This window comes from Pseudomonas sp. TZ252, assembly GCF_056110345.1.
Genome location: NZ_CM148566.1, coordinates 4845054 through 4867846, shown reverse-complemented (window position 1 = coordinate 4867846; position 22793 = coordinate 4845054). Strand labels below are relative to the sequence as shown.

At 65.6% G+C, this 22793-nt stretch carries 21 protein-coding genes and 1 tRNA gene; 8 read left to right on the top strand and 14 right to left on the bottom strand.

Annotated features, from left to right (window positions below; translation table 11 throughout):
* From ACYAF3_RS22735 to ACYAF3_RS22710, 6 genes are all read left to right on the top strand, one after another.
* Positions 1 to 639: a 4Fe-4S single cluster domain-containing protein gene (locus ACYAF3_RS22735; protein WP_003090610.1), complete on the top strand. Its 639-nt coding sequence runs from the start codon at positions 1 to 3 to the stop codon at positions 637 to 639.
* A 14-nt stretch (positions 640 to 653) separates the two neighbouring features.
* Positions 654 to 6950: an AAA domain-containing protein gene (locus ACYAF3_RS22730; protein WP_023115279.1), complete on the top strand. Its 6297-nt coding sequence runs from the start codon at positions 654 to 656 to the stop codon at positions 6948 to 6950.
* Entirely contained in the window at positions 6947 to 8296 is a 1350-nt protein-coding gene (locus ACYAF3_RS22725) for a coiled-coil domain-containing protein (protein ID WP_128669717.1), read from the top strand. Before ACYAF3_RS22730 ends, ACYAF3_RS22725 begins: the two co-directional genes overlap by 4 nt.
* Positions 8297 to 8460: 164 nt before the next feature.
* Positions 8461 to 8685: a SymE family type I addiction module toxin gene (locus tag ACYAF3_RS22720; RefSeq protein WP_023116929.1), complete on the top strand. Its 225-nt coding sequence runs from the start codon at positions 8461 to 8463 to the stop codon at positions 8683 to 8685.
* 290 nt (positions 8686 to 8975) lie between these two features.
* Positions 8976 to 10138 (top strand): IS3-like element IS222 family transposase gene (locus ACYAF3_RS22715; RefSeq protein WP_086937300.1). Its coding sequence is split into 2 segments (ribosomal slippage): positions 8976 to 9231 and positions 9231 to 10138, totalling 1164 coding nucleotides; the frame shifts between segments, so codons are not numbered across the junction.
* A 57-nt stretch (positions 10139 to 10195) separates the two neighbouring features.
* Positions 10196 to 11077, top strand: a complete 882-nt coding sequence (locus ACYAF3_RS22710) for a hypothetical protein (RefSeq protein WP_023084149.1) — start codon at positions 10196 to 10198, stop codon at positions 11075 to 11077.
* 183 nt (positions 11078 to 11260) lie between these two features.
* Here ACYAF3_RS22710 and ACYAF3_RS22705 read toward each other — a convergent pair.
* The 10 genes from ACYAF3_RS22705 to ACYAF3_RS22660 form a co-directional block, all read right to left on the bottom strand.
* Positions 11261 to 11337 (bottom strand) — tRNA-Pro (locus ACYAF3_RS22705).
* 89 nt (positions 11338 to 11426) lie between these two features.
* On the bottom strand, positions 11427 to 11783 hold the full coding sequence (locus ACYAF3_RS22700; RefSeq protein ID WP_003090655.1) for a MerR family transcriptional regulator: 357 nt from the start codon (positions 11781 to 11783) through the stop codon (positions 11427 to 11429).
* Positions 11764 to 12066, bottom strand: coding sequence for an integration host factor subunit alpha (ihfA, locus tag ACYAF3_RS22695; RefSeq protein ID WP_003090661.1), 303 nt, complete (start codon positions 12064 to 12066; stop codon positions 11764 to 11766). The genes ACYAF3_RS22700 and ihfA overlap by 20 nt, the downstream gene beginning before the upstream one ends.
* 3 nt (positions 12067 to 12069) lie before the next feature.
* Positions 12070 to 14448, bottom strand: a complete 2379-nt coding sequence (pheT, locus tag ACYAF3_RS22690; RefSeq protein WP_023118044.1) for a phenylalanine--tRNA ligase subunit beta — start codon at positions 14446 to 14448, stop codon at positions 12070 to 12072.
* 34 nt (positions 14449 to 14482) lie between these two features.
* On the bottom strand, positions 14483 to 15499 hold the full coding sequence (gene pheS / locus ACYAF3_RS22685) for a phenylalanine--tRNA ligase subunit alpha (protein WP_003090666.1): 1017 nt from the start codon (positions 15497 to 15499) through the stop codon (positions 14483 to 14485).
* Between the two features lie 97 nt (positions 15500 to 15596).
* Positions 15597 to 15953: a 50S ribosomal protein L20 gene (gene rplT, locus ACYAF3_RS22680; protein WP_003099086.1), complete on the bottom strand. Its 357-nt coding sequence runs from the start codon at positions 15951 to 15953 to the stop codon at positions 15597 to 15599.
* Positions 15954 to 15976: 23 nt separating this feature from the next.
* Entirely contained in the window at positions 15977 to 16171 is a 195-nt protein-coding gene (rpmI, locus tag ACYAF3_RS22675; protein WP_003090673.1) for a 50S ribosomal protein L35, read from the bottom strand.
* A 61-nt stretch (positions 16172 to 16232) separates the two neighbouring features.
* Positions 16233 to 16784, bottom strand: a complete 552-nt coding sequence (gene infC / locus ACYAF3_RS22670) for a translation initiation factor IF-3 (protein WP_003119938.1) — start codon at positions 16782 to 16784, stop codon at positions 16233 to 16235.
* Entirely contained in the window at positions 16784 to 18706 is a 1923-nt protein-coding gene (gene thrS, locus ACYAF3_RS22665) for a threonine--tRNA ligase (protein ID WP_003090677.1), read from the bottom strand. Before thrS ends, infC begins: the two co-directional genes overlap by 1 nt.
* 249 nt (positions 18707 to 18955) lie before the next feature.
* Positions 18956 to 19819, bottom strand: a complete 864-nt coding sequence (locus ACYAF3_RS22660; RefSeq protein ID WP_003114410.1) for an alpha/beta fold hydrolase — start codon at positions 19817 to 19819, stop codon at positions 18956 to 18958.
* A gap of 190 nt (positions 19820 to 20009) precedes the next feature.
* On the opposite strand from ACYAF3_RS22660, the gene ACYAF3_RS22655 reads away from it, so the two are divergent.
* Positions 20010 to 20336, top strand: coding sequence for a hypothetical protein (locus ACYAF3_RS22655; protein ID WP_003090681.1), 327 nt, complete (start codon positions 20010 to 20012; stop codon positions 20334 to 20336).
* Positions 20337 to 20420: 84 nt separating this feature from the next.
* On the top strand, positions 20421 to 20597 hold the full coding sequence (locus ACYAF3_RS22650) for a hypothetical protein (protein WP_003099098.1): 177 nt from the start codon (positions 20421 to 20423) through the stop codon (positions 20595 to 20597).
* Between the two features lie 325 nt (positions 20598 to 20922).
* On the opposite strand, the gene ACYAF3_RS22645 is transcribed toward ACYAF3_RS22650, so the two are convergent.
* The 4 genes from ACYAF3_RS22645 to ACYAF3_RS22630 form a co-directional block, all read right to left on the bottom strand.
* Positions 20923 to 21210, bottom strand: coding sequence for a DUF3509 domain-containing protein (locus tag ACYAF3_RS22645; protein ID WP_003090684.1), 288 nt, complete (start codon positions 21208 to 21210; stop codon positions 20923 to 20925).
* A 198-nt stretch (positions 21211 to 21408) separates the two neighbouring features.
* The gene (locus tag ACYAF3_RS22640) at positions 21409 to 21642 is read right to left on the bottom strand and encodes a hypothetical protein (RefSeq protein WP_003090686.1); all 234 of its coding nucleotides are present in this window, start codon (positions 21640 to 21642) and stop codon (positions 21409 to 21411) included.
* Positions 21643 to 21695: 53 nt separating this feature from the next.
* A complete protein-coding gene (gene map, locus ACYAF3_RS22635) occupies positions 21696 to 22478 on the bottom strand; it encodes a type I methionyl aminopeptidase (RefSeq protein ID WP_003090687.1) in 783 nt (260 codons plus the stop codon).
* Complete coding sequence (locus ACYAF3_RS22630) at positions 22475 to 22696, bottom strand: ParD-like family protein (protein ID WP_003090688.1); 222 nt, start codon at positions 22694 to 22696, stop codon at positions 22475 to 22477. Before ACYAF3_RS22630 ends, map begins: the two co-directional genes overlap by 4 nt.
* Positions 22697 to 22793: the final 97 nt, after the last annotated feature.

Here is a 22793-nt window from a genome sequence, read left to right as displayed (position 1 = left end):
ATGGAACTGAGCCTGTCGCGGGTGCATTTCCCGGTGACCACCCTGGGCCCGGGACGGCGCCTGGGCATCTGGTTCCAGGGCTGTAGCATCCGCTGCCCCGGCTGCATCTCCGCCGATACCTGGGGGCCGGGACGGCGGCGCATCGCCCTGGCACGCCTGCTCGCCGACATCCAGCCATGGCTGGAGCAGGCCGAGGGCATCACCGTCTCCGGCGGCGAACCCTTCGAGCAGTTCGCTGCCCTCCTCGCCCTGCTCGGCGAACTGCGCCAGCGCAGCCGCGCCGACATCCTGGTCTACAGCGGCTACCCGCTGGAGCATCTGCACGCGCAACTGGAACAGGCCGCCGGGCTGATCGACGCGCTGATCAGCGACCCCTACCAACAGCACGCCGAACAGAGCCTGGCCCTGCGCGGCAGCGACAACCAGCGCCTGAGCCTGCTCACCGAACTCGGCCGCGCGCGCCTCGGCGGCTACCAGCGGCCACTGCGCGAAGACGACAAGGCCCTCGACCTGATGTTCGACCATGACGGCAGCGTGTGGATGGCCGGCATCCCGCGCCGCGACGACCTGCTGCGGCTACAGGACCTGCTGCGCGAACAGGGCCACCAACTTAGCGTCAGCGCCCATCGGCCGCGCTGAATGGATCGATACCGATGATACGTTTCTGCCCCAACTGCCAGAGCGAACGCTCGCTTTCGGAAATCTTCTGCGAAGGCTCGATCCAGGGCCAGCCCTGCGGCTGGGACCTTTCCGCCGAAGCCATCCATCCCGCCGGCTGGCGACCGCAACCGGTGCTGACCCAGGAAGCCATCGCGCCGCCCGCCAGCGAGCCGCCAGCGGCGTCCGCCCCGCTCTGCGCCAACGGCCACCCGCTGCAACCCGGCGACCTGATGTGCCTGGAGTGCGGTGCCGCGCCGGCCGAAGGCCCGCTGCCGATGCAGGCCGAGGCCACGCCGCAGCCCGCCGTCACGGAAACCCTGATCGACGGCTGGCGTCTGCTGCGGCAGATCGCCAGCAGCGACGGCGTGCGCGAGCGCTACCTGGCCGAACATGCGGAAAGCGCCCGCCAGGCGGTGCTCACCCTGTATCGCCCGGGCGCCGAGCCGGACCCGGCGATCTACGACGTGATCCGCCGCCTGCCGCGCGAACACGTACCGGAAATCCTCGCCACCGGCCGCTGGGACGAGCGCGCCTACGAAGTGGTCGAGGAGCTCACCGGCGGCAGCCTCGCCGAGCTCGGCACCGTGCTGGAGGACCGCGAGGCGGTGCGCCACGTGGTCCGCGAGCTGGGCCACGCCCTGCACGTGTTCAACGAAGCCGGCCTGCGCCACCGCGACCTGCGCCCGGCCAGCCTGCTGGTGCGCAGCCACGAGCCACTGGACCTGGTGATCAGCGGCTTCGGCTCGGCGCGCCTGTCGGAGTTCGACCTGGATATCGTCTCGCCGCTGGAGACCAGCCGCTACATGGCCCCCGAGGCGATCGCCGGCGGCGTGGCGGCGGCTTCCGACTGGTGGAGCCTGGGCATGATCCTGCTGGAGCAGTTGACCCGCGGCGCCTGCTTCGAAGGAGTCAACGCCAACGCCTTCCTGATCCACGTGCTGGCCAACGGCGTGGCGCTGCCCGACGACCTCGACCCGCAGTTGCACCTGCTGCTGCGCGGCCTGCTTGCACGCGACCGCCACCAGCGCTGGCAGTGGCCGCAGGTACAGGCCTGGCTGAACGGCGAGGCGGTGGACGCGCCGGCCTCGGCGGACAGCGAAAAGGACGACGTCGAAGGCGCCAGCATCGCCCTCGGCGCACGGCGCTTCCGCAAGCCGACGGTCTTCGCCCTGGCCGCGGCCCAGGCCGAGCACTGGGCGGAGGCCCTCGACCACCTGCTGCGCGGGGCGATCGTCACCTGGGCCGAGCACATCGGCCTGTCGCCCAGGCTGCTCGCCGGCCTGCGCCAGGTGGCCCAGCACGAGGGGCTGGAGGACGACTTCCGGCTGATGCTGGCGCTCAAGCTGCTGAACCCGGAAATCCCGCTGATCCAGCGCGGCGAGATCGTCACCCCCGGCTGGCTGCTGGAGCATCCGCTGGAGGGCTACCGGCTGATCAGCGGCTCGGTGCCCGACCTGCTCGAACAGTTGCACACCGAAAGCTGGCTGTCGCGGCTCAAGACCCGCGCCGAGAACGTCCGCCAGCGCGCCCTGCACCAGCACATCGAACTTGCCGAAGAACAGTTGCGCATCTACCTGCTGTCAACCTCGCGGGCGCGCCTCGCCGCGCAGTGGCAGGAGCGCCAGCGCCTCCTGCCGGACACCGAGCACCCCGGCCTGCTGGCCCTGGCCGAGCGCCGGGTGATCGCCGAGGAAGACCTGATCGTCCTGCTCAGCGCCAACATCGGCCAGTTCCGTGCCGCCGAGGCGATCGTCGAGGAAGCCGCCGGCCTGGCCCGCGACGCCGATGTGCACCTGTTCGACGCGGAGACCGCGCGCGGCCTGTTGCAGCACTCGCGGCAGGAACTGTACCGCCGCGTCGACGAACGCATCAGCGGCTTCGCCCGCAGCGGCGTGCCCAGGGTCGACGAATGGGCCGAGCAGTTCCGCCTGGAGCGGCGCATGCCGTTGGCGAGGGTCCTGGTGCTGCTGGCGATCCCGCCGGAACAGTGGCTGGAACCGCAGAAGCAGCAGTACGTGTCGCAGATCCTCGATTTCTTCGAGAAGAAAGTGGTCGCCGCAGTGATGCGCGGGCCGCTGGTGCGCATGAGCATCGGCAAGAGCACTCCACGCATCGACCTCAACGAACTGGATAGCGCGCGACGCCCCGCCGCCGCTCTGCTCGACCACCTGCTGCAACGCAACGCCCGCGCGGTGAGCCTCGACCCGGACAGCTTCCTCGCCAACCCGCAACTGGAAGTGCGGCTCAACGCGCTGTCCCGGCAAAGCTCGCTGTACAAGCGTGACACCGGCATCGACGGCCTCTACCTGGGCTTCCCCTTCCTGCTCAACCGCGACCCGCGCGGCACCACCCGCACGCGCATCGTGCCGCTGCTGCTGTGGCCGCTGAAGCTGCAACTGGAAGTCGGCAGCCGCGGCCAGGTGGCGCTTGCCTTCGACGGCGAGCGCGAGGAAGTGCGCCTCAACCCGGCCCTGGAAAGCCTGCTCGGCCCCGAGCCGTGCAAGCGCTGGCGCAAGGTCGCCGACGAATTGCTCGGCCGCTCCGCGCTGCGCGCCGCCGATGTGATGGATGCCTTCGGCCTGCTCGCCACGCCGCGTGCTAGGGTGCTGGAAGGATTGCCACCGAGTTCCACCGAGGTCACGCCCTACCAGGACCAACTGGCCTGCGCCGCGGTGCTGTTCCACGTCACCTTCATGGGCCAGGCGATCGGTGAGGACCTGCGCCAGCTGAAGAGCCTGCCGCCCTCCGGCACCGGACTGGAGACCGCGCTGCGCCTGCGCGAGAACGGCGAGCCGGAAGCCCGCGAGAGCCCGCCGGAGTTGCAGCGCTACTTCACCGTGGCCAGCGACCCGTCCCAGGAGGCCGCCGTGCTGCAGGCCCGGCAGAGCCCGGGGCTGCTGGTGGAGGGCCCGCCCGGCACCGGCAAGAGCCAGACCATCGTCAACATGGTCGCCGACGCCATCGGCCGCCAGCGCAGCCTGCTGATCGTCTGCCAGAAGCACGCCGCCCTGGAAGTGGTGCACAAGCGCCTGGTGGCCGAGGGCCTGGGCCAGCGCATCGTCATGCTCAACGACGTCAACCGCGACCGCGAACCGGTGATCCGCAACATCCGCGAGCAGCTCGAAGCGCTGTTCGCCGACGCCGGCGGCACCCAGGGCTGGGAGCGCCAGCGCGAGCGCCTGGCGGCGCGTATCGAGGCGCTGGAAGGCGAACTGGACCGCTACCACCAGAGCCTGCACCGCGTGGACGAGGCCACCGGGCTGAGCTACCGGCGCCTGCTCGGCGAACTGATCGAGCTGGAGAAAGGCTCGCCGCCGCTGGACTTCCCGGCCCTGCGCCAGCGCCTGGCGGCGCTGGACATCGGCAGCCTGGCGCGCCTGGAGGAAAACTGCGCGCCGCTGGTCCGCCTCTGGCTACCGGCCCGCTACGAAGGCAGCCCGCTGGCGCAACTGCGCGCCTTCGCCACCGACCAGGCCACCCTGCAAGCCTTCGCCGACAGCCTGCGCGCCTTCGGCGAAGCGGAGAACGCCCGGCAGAAAGCCCTCGACGAACACCCGGCGAGCTTCGAGGTCGACGACCCGACGCCCTACCGCGCCTGGCTGGCAAGCCAGGTCGGTACCCTGCTGAATTTGCGCGAGGAGCAGCGCCAGCGCCTGGCCCACTGGCTGCCGCTGTTCCGCGACGCCACGCCAGGGCAGCCGAGCCGTGGCGACGGCCTGTTGGCGGAGGCCGAGCAGATCGAACGGCAACTGCGCCAGCTCGACCTCGAACGGCATGCGCCGCTGCTGTCGCCGGCCCTCGCCATGCTCGAAGAGAACAACCTCGAACGCTTCCAGGCCCACGCCCGCCAGGTGCTCGAGGCACGCACCTGGCTGGCTCGGCTCAACCCGCTGCGCCTGCTGCGGCGCGGCCGCCTGCGGCGCTTCCTGCGCGAGCACGGCGAGGCCGACGACGACAACCGCCTGGCCGCCCTCCTCGGCGCCTGCGACCTGGAGCGCCAGTGGCGGCCGCTGCGCCGGCAACTGGCGGCGCTGCAACAGAGCCTGGGGCTGGCGACAGTCGCCACCGATGCCGGTCCGGAACTGACCGGCCTGGCCGGCCACGCCAGCCAGCAACTGCGCGAGATCCAGACCCTGGCTCGTGGCCTGGCCCAAGCGCCGCGCGCCGAGCAGCTCGACGCGGTGATCCTCACCGGCGAGAAACAGCGCTTCGAAGCGCTGCTCGGCGACCTCGACGCCGCGCTGATCCGCCAGGCCGCACGCCAGCTCAGCCTGGACAAACTGAAGGTGCTCGCCGACTGGCTCGGCGACGAACTGCTGGAACAGCTGCACCGCGCCATCGCCGGCAACCAGAGCAACCTGCCGGCCCTCGGCCGCCTGCGCGAGGCGCTACCGCAACTGGTCGCCTACCAGCGCTTCCGTGGCCGCGCCGGCCAGCTCGAAGCCACCGAGCTGGAATTCCTGGCCCTGCTGCGCCAGCGCCAGGAACGACTCGACGCGATTCCCGCCGAAGCACTCGAAGCCACGGTGCGCCGCATGCTCAATCGCGAAGCGCGGCTGGGCTGGAAGCAGCGCCTGGAACAAGACAATCCGGAACTGCTGTTCAGCCAGGACGAAGCCAGGGCCAGGGTCGCCAGCCTCGCCGAAGCCGATGTGCAGATGCGCGCGCTGAACCGCGAACTGCTCGGCAAGGGCATCGACGCCGCGCGCCTGGGCAGCCGCAAGCAGTGGGAAGACGTCACCCGCCTGACCGGCAAGCGCTCGCGGCGCCTGCGCGAGTTCATCGAGCTGGGCGCCGAACTCGGCCTGATGAGCCTGCGCCCAGTCTGGCTGATGAACCCCGACCTGGCCAGCCGCGTGCTGCCGCTCAAGGCCGGGCTGTTCGACATGGTGATCTACGACGAAGCCTCGCAGATGCCGGTGGAGTTCGCCCTGCCGACCCTCTATCGCGGGCGGGTCACGGTGGTCAGCGGCGACGAGAAGCAGATGCCGCCGACCGCGTTCTTCTCCAGCCGCGTGGAAAGCGACGAGGCCGAACTGTTCGACGGCGAAGCGCCCGACGAGGACGCCGACGAGGAGCAGCGCGAAGCCTACGAGGACACCTGGAACCGCCGCGAGATCAAGGACTGCCCGGACCTCCTGCAACTGGCGCGCAACGCCCTGCCCAGCACCACCCTGCAGATCCACTACCGCTCGGCCTACCGCGAGCTGATCGGCTTCTCCAACGCCTCGTTCTACGGCAACCGCCTGAGCGTGCCGGTACGCCATCCGCAGGCCAACATCCTGCGCATCAAGCCGCTGGAACTGATCCAGGTGAACGGCCTGTACCAGAACCAGAGCAACGAGCGCGAGGCCGAGCGAGTCGTCGACTACCTCGCCGAACTCTGGCGCCAACCCTACGCGGCGCGGCCGTCGGTGGGCGTGGTCACCTTCAACCGCAAGCAGGCCGACCTCATCGAGGAGCGCCTGGAACTGCGCGCCGAGCAGGACGAGACGTTCCGCGCCGCCTACAGCGAGGAGCGCGAGCGCAGCGAAGACGGCGAGGACATGGGCGTGTTCGTGAAGAACGTGGAGAACGTGCAGGGCGACGAGCGCGACGTGATCGTCTTCTCCTCCACCTTCGGCCGCAACGGCCAGGGCAGCTTCCGGCGCAACTTCGGCGTGCTCGGGCAGACCGGCGGCGAGCGCCGCCTCAACGTGGCGGTGACCCGCGCGCGGCGCAAGGTGGTGATGATCACCTCGATGCCGATCGGCGACATCTCCGACATGCTCGGCACCCAGCGCTCGCCGAGCAGCCCGCGCGACTACCTGCAAGGCTACCTGGAATACGCCCGCACACTGTCCGCCGGCGAGTTCGCCGGTACCGGCCAACTGCTCGAGCGCCTGCACACCGACCGCAGCGACCAGCGCCGCCAGCACTACCAGCGGCACGACGGCTTCAGCGAGATCGTCGGCGAGTACATCCGCTCGCTGGGCTGGTCCGCCGCACCCGCCAGCGAAGGCGACGCCTTCGGCCTCGACTTCGCCATCGAGAACCCGGCCACCGGCCTCTACGCCATCGGCATCGAATGCGACGCCCCCTGCCACCCGCTGCTGGAACGCGCCCGCGCCCGGGAAATCTGGCGACCCTCGGTGCTGCGACGGGCGATCCCGCACCTCCACCGGGTTTCCTCCCAGGGCTGGTACCACGACGGCGACAACGAACGCGCACGGCTGCGCGCCGCCATCGAGAAGGCCCTGGCGCCCAGCGCGGAAACCCATCCCACGGCAGCAGCGGAGGCCTCCCAATGAGCGGACCGAAAGTCGTACGAATCGTCACCCGGGAAGAAGCCATCGCCACCTGCGAGCGCGACCTGCAACGCCTGGACAAGGCCCTCGCGCGCTGGGAAAACCAGGCCAGCCGGCTCGCCCAGCTCAGCGACGCCGAGCGCGCCGCCGCCCACGCCCGCCGCGCCAGCCTGCACGCCCTGCTCGAACAGGAACGCTGGCTGGACGTGCAACTACAGGTGAAGATCGAAAGCGAATTCCTCAAGCGCGACCTCGCCGAACGCGAAGAGCGCGCCATCCGCCAGGCCGCGGAAACGCGCCAGCAACACCGCCGCCTCCAGGAAAACGCCAGCGCCCTGCTCCAGGCCCTCGACGCCAGGCCCGATGCCGCCAGCGCGGCACTCCGGCAAACCCTGCATACGCTGGCCGACGGCGTCCTCCGCGACGACGCGGAAGCCCTGCTCGCCCAAGGCTTCGCCGCCCTCGCCAGCGCCCCCGCCGAGGAACGCCTCAGCGCAGCCCAGCACGAACTCGCCCAGCGCCTGAAGACCGACGAAACGCCCATCACCCTGGAACAGTGGCGCGCCCGCCAGCAACAGGACGCCCCGCGCGAACAGCGCCTGGCGCGCATCGACCGGCACATCGCCGAACTGCAACTGCTGCAAGGCGAGGCCAGCGCCCAAGCGTTCCTCGAGCGACTGGCCCGCGCCGAAGCCGAACAGCGGCCGGAGCGCCGCAACCTGCTGCTCGACAGCCTGGTTCTCGACCTCGCCCAGGCCGCCCGCGAACACCAGCAGCAACGCCAGCGACTGGAACACCTGCAAGACCTCGCCAGCGAAGTCGCCGCCCTCGGCGCCGCCGAACACGCCGAACTGCTCCAGCGCGCCGCCGCCTGCCAGCCCGACAGCGATCCGCAGCAACTCGCCGAACTCACCGAGCGATGCAGTGCCATCCTCACCGCCCACCTCCAGCAACAGGCCGCCCTCGCCCGCCGCCAGGCCGTGCTCCAGGGCCTCGCCAGCCTCGGCTACGAAGTCCGCGAAGGCATGGCCACCGCCTGGGCGCAGACCGGCAGGGTCGTCCTGCGCAAACCCGCCACCCCCGGCTACGGCCTGGAAGTCGGCGGCAAGGCCGACAACGGCCGCCTGCAACTGCGCGCCGTCGCCCTCAACGCCAACCGCGACAGCCAGCGCGACCGCGACATCGAAACCCTCTGGTGCGGCGAATTCCAACGCCTCCAGGCCCTGCTCGCCGCCCAGGGCGGCGAACTCAGCGTGGAACGCGCGCTGGGAGTGGGAGAAGTGGCGTTGAAGGAGATTGGCGAGGAGGAGCAGCGGGAGATGGGGGCGCTGCGGCAGAGGGGGTTGTGAAGGGGCCGGCTGGCGCCTCGGCGAGGCATTCGATCCGGGCAGCCCATCGCTTGACCCCTGGATGCCCCCTCGCTACCCTGCCGGCCAGGTGCTGAACACACCTTCTCTAGGCGGTTAGCCGCTCCCGAAAGCCAAGCGGTTTTTTACCTACACAGGAAAAAATCATGGCTACCCAGAAATCCCCTCTTTCGAACTCTCGACTTCTAACGGTCGGCTACCAGCTCTATGAAAGCCGTCATAGCGATTGGGAACGTCGTGGCAAGCCACGGCAAATTCCCTACCTGCGCTTGAGTGGCGACTGGCTGGAGGCTGCGGGCTTTGAGGTTGGCTGCAAGGTGAGCATTCAGGTCACCAGGCGGCGCCTTGTCATGCAAGTGGTTGAGGATTGAGGCCAAGCGCCCCTCGGGCAGAGGGTATCTGCTCAGGGGGCGCTGGTTTCACTGTGAACCTTCATCCCACTCCTGCCGCATCTCGCCCTGCGCACGCCAGGCATCGTAGGAAAACGTCGCTCAGACACCGTTGTCTCCTCGAGCTGAAGCCAGCATGGGAGAGCAAGCTCAGCGTGGAGCGAACTCCTGGACTACAGGAAGCAGCAAAAAGCCTATGGGTGGCTGTGTAGTGGTCTACTGATCCCGGACACCGATTTAGGCGAAAATCCTCGCCGTGAGAGAGGTGTCTGATGAGCAAGCAACGACGTACGTTTTCCGCCGAGTTCAAACGAGAGGCCGCGGCCCTGGTGTTGGACCAAGGCTACAGCCATATCGACGCCTGCCGTTCGCTGGGGGTGGTGGATTCGGCCTTGCGCCGTTGGGTGAAGCAGCTCGAGGCGGAGCGCCAGGGTGTGACCCCGAAGAGCAAGGCGTTGACGCCTGAGCAGCAAAAGATCCAGGAGCTGGAAGCCCGGATCAACCGGTTGGAGCGGGAGAAAGCGATATTAAAAAAGGCTACCGCTCTCTTGATGTCGGACGAACTCGATCGTACGCGCTGATAGACCAGTTGAGTGAGCAGGAGTCGGTGGAAGTGGTCTGTTCAGCTTTCGATGTGGCGCGGTCTTGCTACTACGTCCACCGTCTTCGACGGCGGCGTGTCGATGCTCGCCGCGTGGCGCTACGCAGCCAAGTCAACCAGTTGTTCAGCCAGAGTCGGGGCTCGGCCGGCAGCCGCAGCATTCTGGGCATGCTGCGCGAAGAGGGCGTGACCATCGGCCGTTTCCGAGTGCGTCGGTTGATGCGTGAGCTGGGCCTGGTTAGCAAGCAACCGGGCTCGCACGCCTACAAACAGGCCACGGTTGAGCGGCCGGATATCCCGAATCGGCTGAACCGCGAATTCGCGACCGAGCATCCCAATCAGGTGTGGTGTGGCGACATCACCTACGTCTGGGCGCAAGGCCGTTGGCACTACCTGGCCGCGGTGCTGGATCTGCATACCCGGCGGGTGATCGGCTGGGCGTTCTCGGCCAAGCCGGATGCCGAACTGGTGATCAAGGCCCTGGACATGGCCTACGAACAGCGCGGCAAGCCACAGCAGGTGCTGTTCCATTCAGACCAGGGCAGCCAGTACGCCAGCCGCCTGTTTCGGCAACGGCTCTGGCGCTATCGGATGCAGCAGAGCATGAGTCGCCGAGGGAATTGCTGGGATAACTCGCCGATGGAGCGCCTGTTCCGCAGTCTGAAGTCGGAGTGGGTCCCGTCAACGGGTTACCTGACGGCGCAGGAGGCCCAACGGGACATCAGTCATTACCTGATGCACCGCTACAACTGGATCAGGCCGCATCAATTCAACGACGGGCTACCGCCTGCGGTGGCCGAAGAAAAACTCAACCCACTGTCCGGGATGGGTTGACCACTACAATTCCGGCTCTATTTCGCAGCTAGAAGCTTTCACCAAGGCAAGGAAGTCATGACCCAACGCCATCGTCCTCCCACATCCGGCTTCTTCGTCGAGGACGCCCTCTCCGTGCTCCTAAAGGAAAAATCTCTCGATCGTCGCCGTGACATCTGGCTGTGGTTCTACCTGGCACTGCGCGATACCGCCGTCTACCACCGCGAGAACATCATTCCTACGACCATGCGTGACCGCATAGCCGAGAGCATCGAGAAGTTCGGAGTGACGACGGATCTCTTGGGGGGCAATCAGAACTACTTACTGATCCCTGAGAAGCATTTCTCCTGGATATCGGAGAACGAACGTCAGCTGTCTTGGATCAAGCGCAGACTGCCCCGTGAAATAGCGAACGAGCGAATCTATTCGCCGGCGCTATCTGCGAGAGACCTACTGATAGCCACGATCGACTGCGCTGAATCGCCCCCAAGGGGAAAGACGTCATTTCTGGCAAACCTGAAGCGTGCATGGGATGAGCAGCAGCAACTGGACCAGGAGTGGGACTGGATCAAGGAACGGAACGAACGAGAAGCCTGCTTGCACGTTTGGGAATGGCTGAGCAAACATCTTTCCAACCAGGTGTTCCCCAACCCTCGTCCTGAAAGCCATCAGCGCCTACTGATTACTCTCGACTCGTTTACGTGGAAGACCATGGAGAGAGCTCATTGCATCGCGACGATCAGACGACTCTGGAGGCAAAAGCTCCGTCGTAAGGACGCCAAAGGAAAGAAGCAGTACAACTTCATCCTGAGCGACAAAGCGATCAAGCGGCTGGATAGATTCTCCAAAGACCACGAGATCTCTAGAGCCCGCGTCCTGGAAATCCTGCTGCTGATGGAGGATGAGAAGGACCTGTATCTGAAGGAGCAGATTCGCGTGCTGCGGGGGATAGAGCTCTAGTGACTCGCTAGCATGGCTGGAATACTTGGAAGTGCTCGACTTCAGGAACACCGCATAAACAGCCTGCAAACCGCGAGATTTTCCGGTGGGGCAAAGAGTGGGGCAAAATTCGAGGGACACACAAAATACCCGACCATAAAAAAATCCAGTCACCGCTAAGTGACTGGATTTTCTAGGGATTTTTGGTCGGGACGGAGTGATTCGAACACTCGACCCCTTGCACCCCATGCAAGTGCGCTACCAGGCTGCGCTACGCCCCGACTGTACTTCCAAGCTCAGTGGCTGTGCTTCCGAAGTGAGCCGAACTATATACTAAGCTTCTGATAAGTGGAAGTTTTTTTTGCTTCCGTCACTTCTTCAGGACCAGCAGGACTTCCTCCAGCTCGGCGATCATCTGGCGGATGAGCTGCTTGTACTGGGTGACGTCGTCCTTGGCCTCGTCGCCGGAGAGGCGCTGGCGCGCCCCGCCGATGGTGAAGCCCTGGTCGTAGAGGAGCGCGCGGATCTGGCGGATCATCAGCACGTCCTGGCGCTGATAATAGCGGCGATTTCCGCGGCGCTTCACCGGGTTGAGCTGCGGGAACTCCTGCTCCCAGTAGCGCAGCACGTGGGGCTTGACCGCGCACAAGTCGCTGACTTCGCCGATGGTGAAGTAGCGCTTGCCCGGAATCGGTGGCAGCTCGTCGTTATGACTTGGTTCCAGCATATGCCTCAACCCTGGCCTTCAGTTTCTGCCCTGGACGAAAGGTGACAACGCGGCGGGCCGTGATCGGGATTTCTTCACCGGTCTTCGGGTTGCGTCCGGGGCGCTGGCGCTTGTCGCGCAGGTCGAAGTTGCCGAAACCGGACAGCTTGACCTGCTCGTTGTGCTCCAGCGCCTGGCGGATCTCTTCGAAGAACAGCTCCACCAACTCCTTGGCTTCCCGTTTGTTCAGGCCCAGCTCTTCGTACAGACGTTCCGCAATTTCAGCTTTCGTCAGAGCCCCCATACGCTATTTCCTTAACGTGGCATTGAACCTTTCTTCCAACGACGTGACGATGTTCTGCGTCGTGCTATTGACTTCATCGTCATTAAGAGTGCGCGATGGATGCTGCCAGGTCAAGCCGACGGCAAGGCTTTTTCTATGCGGATCAATGCCTTTACCGTGATACACATCAAACAGCCTGAGGTCCGTCAGCCATTCGCCGGCCGCCGCACGGATTTGTGTCAGGATGTCTTGTGCCGGCACGTCCTGGTCCACCAACAGCGCCAGGTCACGGCGCACTTCGGGGAAGCGCGACAGCTCGCGGAACTTCGGCAGGTGGCCGTCGACCACTTCGGCCAGCAGCAGCTCGAAGAGGAACACCGGCTGCTCGAGGTCGAGTTTCTTCGCCAGTTCCGGATGCAGCGCGCCCAGGTAGCCGACCAGCCGCCCTTCCCGCTCGATGCGCGCGGTCTGCCCTGGGTGCAGCGCCGGGTGCTCGCCGGGCACGAAGCTGAAGTCGCCGAGGGCGCCGGCACTGGCCAGCACTGCCTCGACATCGGCTTTGGCGTCGAAGAAGTCCACGCCGTCACGGCCATTGGCCCAGCCTTCCGGCAGGCGCTTGCCGCAGACGGCGCCGGCGAGCATGGCTTCCTGCTTCAGGCCTTCCAGTTGACCGACGAAGCGCAGGCCACTTTCAAACAGGCGGACCCGCGACTGCTGGCGGTTGAGGTTGTGCTGCAGCGCCTTGACCAGGCCCGGCCAGAGGCTGGAACGCATCGCCGCCATGTCGGCGGAGATCGGGTTGGCCAGGGTCAGCGGCTGGGTGCCCGGATCGAACAGTTCGAACAGGGCCGGATCGATGAAGCTGAAGGTGATCGCTTCCTGGTAGCCGCGGGCGACCAGCAGGCGACGCAGCAGCGGCAGCGCGGCGCGCGCTTCCGGCTTGTTGTTCGGCGCCAGGCGCGCCTGCGGGTAGCGCACCGGCAGGCGGTTGTAGCCGTAGAGACGGGCCAGTTCCTCGATCAGGTCGACTTCCAGGGAAATGTCGAAGCGATGGCTCGGTACGCCGACTGACCACTGCCCTTCCCCGTCGGCTACCACCGTCAGCTCCAGGGCTTGCAGCAGGCGCACGATCTCGGCGGCGTCCAGCGGCATGCCGAGCATCTGGGTCACACGCTCGGCGCGCAGGGTGATCGGCGCGACCTTCGGCAGGTGCGCTTCGCTGACCTGCTCGACGATCGGCCCCGGCTCGCCGCCGACGATGTCGAGGATCAGGCGCGTCGCGCGCTCCATGGCCTTGCGCGCCAACTGGCTGTCGACGCCGCGCTCGAAGCGGTGCGAGGAGTCGGTGTGCAGGCCATAGGAGCGGGCCTTGCCGGCCAGGGCGATGGTGTCGAAGAACGCGGCTTCGAGGAACAGGTCGCGAGTGCTGTCGCTGACGCCGCTGTGCTCGCCGCCCATCACCCCGGCGATGGCCAGGGCGCGCTGGTGGTCGGCGATCACCAGGGTGTCGGCGCGCAGGGTGATTTCCTGGCCGTCGAGCAGGACCAGCTTCTCGCCGTCCTCGGCCATGCGCACGCGCACGCCGCCGTTGATCTCGGCAAGGTCGAAGGCATGCATCGGCTGGCCCAGTTCGATCATCACGTAGTTGGTGACGTCGACCACCGGGTCGATACTGCGAATGTCGGAACGGCGCAGGCGCTCGACCATCCACAACGGGGTCGGCCGGCTCAGGTCGACGTTGCGGATCACCCGTCCGAGATAGCGCGGGCAGGCGGCCGGCGCGTCGAGTTCGACCGGACGGGTCTCGTCGTGCTGCGCGGCGACCGCATCCACCGCCACCGGCGCCAGCGGTACGTCGTAGATGGCGCTGACTTCGCGGGCCAGGCCGGCGAGCGACAGGCAGTCACCGCGGTTCGGGGTCAGGCCGACCTCGATGGTGTAGTCGTCCAGCTCCAGGTAGGTGCGGACGTCCTGGCCGACCGGCGCGTCGGCCGGCAGCTCGAGCAGACCGGCGTTCTCTTCGCTGATCTGCAATTCCTTGGCCGAGCAGAGCATGCCGAAGGACTCGACGCCACGCAGCTTGGCTTTCTTGATCTTGAAGTCGCCCGGCAGTTCGGCGCCGATCATGGCGAAGGGAATCTTCAGGCCCGCGCGCACGTTGGGCGCGCCGCAGACGACCTGGAAGGTCTCGCTGCCGTTGCTGACCTGGCAGACGCGCAGCTTGTCGGCGTCCGGATGCTGTTCGGTCGAGAGCACCTCGCCGACCACCACGCCGCTGAAGGCGCCGGCGACCGGCAGGTCGGCGTCGACCTCGAGGCCGACCATGGACAGGCGAGCGACCAGCTCGTCATGGGAAACCTGCGGATTTGCCCAGCTCCGCAGCCACTTTTCACTGAATTTCATCCTGTTCTCCTAAGGAATCCGGTTGCGTTCTGGCCTAGCGGAATTGTCCGAGGAAGCGCAGATCGTTATCGAAGAACAGACGCAGGTCGTTCACCCCGTAGCGCAGCATGGCCAGGCGCTCGGCGCCCATGCCGAAGGCGAAGCCCTGGAATTTCTCGGGATCGATGTTGGACATGCGCAGCACGTTCGGGTGCACCATGCCGCAACCCATGACTTCCAGCCAGCCGGTCTGCTTGCACACGCGGCAGCCGTTGCCGCTGCAGATCACGCACTGGATGTCCACTTCGGCCGAGGGCTCGGTGAAGGGGAAGAAGGACGGACGGAAGCGCACTTCGAGCTGCTTCTCGAAGAAGGCGCGGAGGAATTCCTCGATGGTGCCCTTGAGATCGGCGAAGCTGACGCCCTCGTCCACCAGCAGGCCTTCCACCTGGTGGAACATCGGCGAGTGGGTCAGGTCGGAGTCGCAGCGGTAGACGCGCCCCGGGCAGACAATGCGGATCGGCGGCTGCTGGGACTCCATGGTCCGCACCTGCACCGGTGAGGTGTGGGTACGCAGCAGCATGTTCGCATTGAAATAGAAAGTATCGTGCATGGCACGCGCCGGGTGGTGGCCCGGAATGTTGAGCGCTTCGAAGTTGTGGTAGTCGTCTTCGACTTCCGGGCCTTCGGCGACTTCGTAGCCGATGCGGCTGAAGCACTGCTCGATGCGCTCCAGCGTGCGGGTGACCGGATGCAGGCCGCCGCTCAGTTGGCCACGACCGGGCAGGGTGACATCGATGCGCTCCGCGGCCAGCCGGGCGGCCAGCGCGGCCCCTTCCAGCTCGGTCTTACGCGCGTTCAGCGCATCCTGGACCTTTTCCTTGGCCACGTTGATCAGCGCGCCGACCTTCGGCCGCTCTTCGGCCGGCAGGTCGCCCAGGGTCTTCATCACCTGGGTCAGTTCGCCTTTCTTGCCGAGGTAGTGAACCCGGATCTGCTCCAGGGCATTGACGTCTTCGGTGTGTCGCACAGCCTCCAATGCTTGAGAGACCAGCGCATCCAGGTTTTCCATGTATGGACTCCAGATACAAAATAGGGGAAGAGCGGTAAGGCTCTTCCCCTATCGGTGACGTTACGTCCGGACCGAAGTCCGGTGATTGTCGTAGGGCTTAAGCCAAGCTTGCCTTCGCTTTCTCGACAATCGCGGTAAACGCCGCTTTTTCGTTCACTGCCAGATCGGCCAGGACCTTACGGTCGATCTCGATGGCCGCCTTTTTCAGGCCGGCGATCAGGCGGCTGTAGGACAGACCGTTCTGACGAGCACCAGCGTTGATACGGGCGATCCACAGTGCGCGGAACTGACGCTTGCGCTGACGACGGTCACGGTAGGCGTATTGGCCAGCCTTGATCACCGCCTGCTTGGCAACGCGGAACACGCGCGAGCGTGCACCGTAGTAGCCCTTGGCGAGCTTCAGAATTTTCTTGTGACGACGACGGGCGATAACGCCACGCTTAACACGAGCCATGAATTAATCCTCTACCTTAATAATCAGCGCAGACGCAGGGAGCGTTCTACGCGCGCAACGTCAGACTTGTTCAGCATCGAGGTGCCGCGCAGTTGACGCTTACGCTTGGTGGTCATCTTGGTCAGGATGTGGCTCTTGAAGGCGTGCTTGTGCTTGAGGCCACCAGCAGTCTTCTTGAAGCGCTTGGCCGCGCCACTTTTGGTCTTCATCTTTGGCATGTTCGGATACTCCGCATTGAGTGATTACGCATAACCGCAAGGCCTGCCAGTGCCCTGGTGGTTACTTTTTCTTCTTGGGAGCGATGACCATCATCAGCTGGCGTCCTTCCAGCTTAGGATGCTGCTCGACGGTGCCGTACTCCACGAGGTCGGCTTCGACCCGCTTCAACAGCTCCATCCCCAGCTCCTGGTGAGCCATCTCACGGCCGCGGAATCGCAGGGATACCTTGGCCTTGTCCCCTTCACTAAGGAAACGTACCAGGTTGCGTAGTTTTACCTGGTAATCCCCTTCTTCCGTCCCTGGACGAAACTTGATTTCTTTGACCTGCGCCTGCTTCTGGTTCTTCTTGGCGACCGCAGCCTGCTTCTTCTTCTCGAACAGGTGCTTGCCGTAGTCCATGATGCGGCAGACAGGAGGCACCGCGTCGGCCGAAATCTCAACCAGGTCCAGCTTCGCCTCTTCGGCTAGGCGGATCGCCTCATCGATCGAAACAACACCAACCTGCTGGCCATCAGCTCCAATCAACCGTACCTCACGAGCCGAGATGTTCTCGTTGATCGGGGGTTTCGGTTGAGCTCGCTTATCCTGTCTCATTTCACGCTTAATAATGATTACTCCGAGTCTTGGCGACCACGCCGGGAAACCGCCTGTGCCAACAGCTCAGCGAACTGGGTGACGGGCATGGAGCCCAGGTCTTCCCCTTCGCGCGTACGCACCGCGACGGCCTTCGATTCAACTTCCCGATCTCCAATAACCAAGAGATAGGGAACCTTGAGCAAAGTATGCTCGCGGATTTTAAAGCCGATCTTCTCGTTTCTCAAGTCGGACTTGGCACGGAATCCGCTTTCCCCGAGGATCCGCACCACCTCGGCGGCGAAATCGGCCTGCTTGTCGGTGATGTTCATCACCACTGCCTGGGTCGGCGCCAGCCAGGCCGGGAAGGCTCCGGCGTAGTGCTCGATGAGCATGCCGATGAAGCGCTCGAAGGACCCGAGGATCGCACGGTGCAGCATCACCGGGCGCTTGCGGTTGTTGTCCTCGGCGATGTAGCTGGCGTCCAGGCGCTCCGGCAGGTTCGGGTCGTACTGCAGGGTGCCGCACTGCCAGTTACGGCCGAGGCAGTCCTTCAGGGTGAACTCGATCTTTGGCCCATAGAACGCGCCCTCGCCCGGCTGGTATTCCCAGGCCAGGCCGGATTCGTTCAGCGCATCGGCCAGCGCGCCTTCGGCGCGATCCCACAGCTCGTCGGAACCGACGCGCTTGGCCGGACGGGTCGACAGCTTCATGGCGATGTCGGTGAAACCGAAGTCGCGGTAGACCTGCAAGGTCAGCTTGATGAAATCGGCCGCTTCCTTCTTCACCTGCTCTTCGGTGCAGAAGATATGCGCGTCGTCCTGGGTAAAGCCGCGTACGCGCATGATCCCGTGCAGCGCGCCGGACGGCTCGTTGCGGTGGCAGGCGCCGAACTCGGCGAGGCGCAGCGGCAGGTCGCGGTAGGACTTCAGGCCCTGGTTGAAGATCTGCACGTGGCACGGGCAGTTCATCGGCTTGACCGCGTAGTCGCGGCTTTCCGAGGAGGTGGTGAACATGTTCTCGGCGTAGTTCGACCAGTGGCCCGAACGCTCCCAGAGGATGCGGTCGACCACCTGCGGGGTACGCACTTCGACATAGCCATGGTCGCGCTGGACCTTGCGCATGTACTGCTCGAGCACCTGGTAGACGCTCCAGCCATTCGGGTGCCAGAACACCATGCCCGGCGCTTCTTCCTGCAGGTGGAACAGGTCGAGCTGCTTGCCGATGCGGCGATGGTCGCGCTTCTCGGCCTCTTCGATGCGCTGGATGTAGGCCGCCAGTTGCTTCTTGTCGGCCCAGGCGGTGCCGTAGATGCGTTGCAACTGCTCGTTCTTCGAGTCGCCGCGCCAGTAGGCGCCGGAAATCTTGGTCAGCTGGAACGCCTTGAGGAAGCGAGTGTTCGGCACGTGCGGGCCGCGGCACATGTCCACGTACTCCTCATGGAAGTACAGGCCCATGGCCTTCTCGTCCGGCATGTCGTCGATCAGGCGCAGCTTGTAGTCTTCGCCACGGGACTTGAACAGCTCGATGACCTCGGCGCGCGGGGTCATCTTCTTGATCACGTCGTAGTCCTTGTCGATCAGCTCGCGCATGCGCTGCTGGATCGCCGCCATGTCCTCGGGGGTGAAGGGGCGCTCGAAGAAGATGTCGTAGTAGAAGCCTTCCTCGATCACCGGGCCGATGACCATCTTCGCGGTCGGATAGAGCTGCTTGACCGCATGGCCGACCAGGTGGGCGCAGGAGTGGCGGATGATCTCCAGTCCTTCCTCGTCCTTGGGCGTGATGATCTGCAGGGTCGCGTCGCGATCGATGGTGTCGCAGGCGTCGACCAGGCGGCCGTCGACCTTGCCGGCGAGGGTCGCCTTGGCCAGGCCTGCGCCGATGGATTGGGCCACCTCGGCCACGGAGACCGGGTGATCGAAGGAACGTTGACTGCCGTCGGGAAGAGTAATGATGGGCATGGCGCCTCCTCTCCTAGTGGTGACCCCTACCAAAGGCCACGTGGGTTGGGATGTGCCAGTAAGCGTCGCCCGCCGGGCCGGCCTGCCTCACAGTGGCAGGCGCCTTGCGGCACCCCTGCGCCGAAGCGCGCGGACGGAGATCACTGGGAATGGATACTGACGAAAAACGCCGGAGCTGATCCGGCGCGAAGCGCCCATGGTAAAGCATCCGCGGCGAGCTGACGAGCGGTCAGTTCGCCCGGCCTCGCTTCAGGACGTTTCCACGTCCGGCGCAACGCCATCGACGCGCGCCAGGAACTCCAGCACCGACCGGTTGAAAGCCGCCGGACGGGTGGCATTGAGGCCATGGGACGCGCCCTGGATGCGTTGCAGCTCGGCGCGCGGCAGGGCCGCCGCCAGCGCCTCGGCGGTGGCCGGGAATGGCAGCGGGCTGCGTTCGCCATTGAGGATCAGGCTCGGCAGGTCGATCGAGCGCAGTTCCGACAGCGCCAGCGCCGGCGGCTGGTCGGCCACCTGCCCGACCAGGGTCATGGCGTTGTCCAGCGTCATTCGGCGGAACGTCGCCGACGAGCGTTTCCATACCCCGGCGCCGCTCACCGTATCGACGAACAGTTCCAGTCCCCGTTCCGCCTCGCCGCCACGGATCAATTCGAGCGCCTGGCGCCGGAACTGGTTGCGTTCCAATGGTTCCTCGGGCGCAGGCAGGCCGGCGTGGGCGTAGACCTCGGCGGCATAGTCGCCGCCGGGATCGGCCAGGCTCAGCGAACGCAGGGCGTCCGGAGCGGCCAGCGCCAGGCGCAACGCCAGGTTGCCGCCACGGGAATGGCCGAGCAGGTGTACCGGCTCGCCGAGCCGCTCGACCAGCGCCAGCAGGTCGGCGACGTGGCGGGCGCTGGTGAAGTCCGCGCCCTGCCCGTCCCAGCGCTCGGGGTAGTAGTGACGCAGGCTCGGCACGATCAGCCGGTGGCGCTCGCCGAGGCTGCGCAACTGCCATTGCCAGTAGCGGTAGTCGCACAGCGAACCGTGGACCAGTAGCACCGGCGTGCCCTCGCCCAGGTCCTGATAGACCAGTTGATACCCATCCACCTCGAACGAGGCGAGTTCGCCACTCATGCACGCAACCCTTTCGGTTTCTTTTTCGACTCAGCGCGACGAACGGTGAGCGGGCCCACAGCCCGATGCACGGCATCGCCTGGAAAAGATGGATGTTAACGGCCTGAGGTCACGCCCCGTAATGACAAATAGGTCCAGGCCGTCTCGCCCGCTGGACTAGGCTGGAAGTTCCCCTGCGGAGGTGACGCCGATGAATACGCCGATCTTCTACGAGCTATTCCGCAACCACCCGCTGCATGCCCCGTCCGCCCGGACCCTGGCGAGCATGCTGGCCCTCGGCCTGGCTCTGGCCGGGGTATGGGCCCTGCTGCTGGGCTGGGGCATCGGCCTGGGCATCGACAACTTCGCCATGTACTTCGGCTGGACCGCCCTGCTCATGACCATCCTCCTGGTCGCGCTGTTCCTCGGCGCCACGCTGTTGCGCATGGAGGCCATCTGGCTGGCTTTCCTGCTCGCCCTGCCCCTGCTGACCAGCCTCACCGGCTGCCTGGCCCTAGTCGGCGCCGGCCCCGAGTGACCGCGTTTCAGACCATGGTCGAAGACCGATTGCAGTAATTCCCCTTCCCGCAGGGTCTATCCTTGGGTAAGAGGAGGACGAACCATGACTCCCGAATCCTTCGTCACATTGCTGATCGTCGCCTGGCTGGGCCTCGCCGGCGTCACCCTGTGGGCCTTCCTGCGCGTGCCGCGTCGGCGCGCACGCCTGCAACGCAAGGCACGGCAAGCCGAAAACCGGCATCCCGCACGGCCGCCACAGCCTCTTCCGCAACGCAGCTGAAGCCGCCATGCCGACCGGTCACGGCAGGAAGGCGTGCTGGGAAACCCCCAGCAACAGATAGGCCGCCAGCACGGTGAACGCGAGAAAACCCACGACGTAACGCAGCATCCCGACTCCTGTCAGTCATTTCATCCCTGATGCTGACCCGAACGACCTTGCATCGTTCTGCGCCAGCCTGCCGAAGCGCCGAACGGGCAGGCCAGCCCTGGCCTTCCCTTCCGACACGAGCGGGGCCGGTCGATCCTCGCCCAGCCCCCTCGAAGCTTCACTCTAGCACTCTCGCCCGCCCTGCCGGAGGTCTCCGCCAGGATTCCGGACGAACCGTTCAGCCCGCCATGTAGCTCGGCAGACCGCGCTCCTGCAGACGACGCAGGGTGCCGACCACATCCACCGGCAGGCTCCCCGCCTCCAGGGCCAGGTCACGGCGCACGGCGTTGATGAACCAGTACATGCGCTTCTCGTCGGCCAACTGGGCGGCGGACACCACGCGACGGGTCACGATCTCTTCGCCGTTGCGCAGGGTCAGCAGGGCGCCGCCGTCCGGACGCATCTGGGTGGATACGGCAAAGGTGGCCTGGAAGGCATCGAACAGCATCTTGATGGACTTTTCCATGATCGTTTATCCCCTCTTGCATGAAAACCGACCGCGAACTTCAGCGCAGCCGCAACACGGGGAAAGGTGGCAGCTTTCATGCCAGCCACATGGAAAATTAAAAACATTCAAAATCAATAACTTACGAAAAGACTCAGCGAAGCGGTCCGTGCAAACTGCAAGATCGTGCGAAATGCATCATGCGATTTGCCAGCAAGCTCAGTCGGAAAACAGCGGCCGGCCCCGCGCATCGAAGCCGCGCACCCGGTACAGCGCCGCTTCCGCCAGCGACAGCGCGGCCGCCGGACTCTCGCACGGCGGCTGGCCCGGCAGCACCAGCCATTCGGTGCGTCCGTCGTCGATGCTGGTTATCTCGATCTCGGCCAGATAGCCGCTGTCCTCGCGCAACCAGGTGGCGCGCAGTTCGAACTCGCCAAAACGCCTGCCGGACACCCGCCAGCCTCCCTTCGGAAAAGTCGTCGCAGTGTAACCAGGCCGGGCGTCGATCAGCCAGCCAGGTCGGCCAGCGCCTCGCGCTCCTCTTCGCGCAGGGTCAGGACCCGGCAACCCCGCTCGGTGACCAGCACGGTGTGCTCGTACTGGGCCGACAGGCGGCGGTCGCGGGTGGTCACGGTCCAGCCGTCCTTGTGCAGCTTCACCGCGTGGCCGCCCTGGTTGATCATCGGTTCGATAGTGAAGGTCATCCCGGCCTTCAGCCGCGCACCCGCGCCAGCGCGACCGAAGTGCAGGACCTGCGGCGCCTCGTGCATCTTGCGGCCGATGCCATGCCCGCAGTATTCGCGGACCACCGAATAACCGTTGGCTTCGGCGTGACTCTGGATGGCATGCCCGATATCGCCGAGGGTGGCGTCCGGGCGCACCACGCGGATCGCCCGGTACAGGCATTCGCGGGTGACGTCGAGCAGCTTCTGCGCCTGGCGGTCGATGGCGCCGACCCGGTACATCTTGCTGCTGTCGCCGAAATAGCCGTCCTTGATCACCGTGACGTCGACGTTGACGATATCGCCGTCGCGGAGGATCTGCTGCGCCGACGGCCAGCCATGACAGACCACCTCGTTGACCGAGGTGTTCACCGTGAACGGATAGCCGTACTGCCCCTTGCTGCCGGGAATCGCCGCGAGGGTGTCGACGATGTAGCGCTCGCAGAAGCGGTCGATCTCTGCCGTGCTGATGCCTGGCCGCACCACCTCGTCGAGGGCTTCGAGGACTTTCGCGGTGAGCGCGCCGGCCACGCTCATGCGCTGGATTTCCTCCGCGCTCTTGATCATCCCGAGATCCTCGCCGCGTCCTGCTCGCGGCGGTCGCTTTCGCGCGCTTCGTCCATCAATTGGCGTAGCACCTGCGCATAGGTCAGGCCGGGATTGGCTTCGATCAGCATGCCGATGCGCATCCAGTGCTCGGCCTGGGCATTGATCGAGCGCGACATGGCCTTGCAGGCGATGCGCGCCTCTTCGTGCAATTGCTCGGAAATCTTCACCAGGCCCACACTACACCTCGACTACAAAACATATACGGAACGCATACTAACCATCGCATGGACGCGGCGCAAACGGGAAGGTCCGCCCCTCGCCTGGCCATGGACT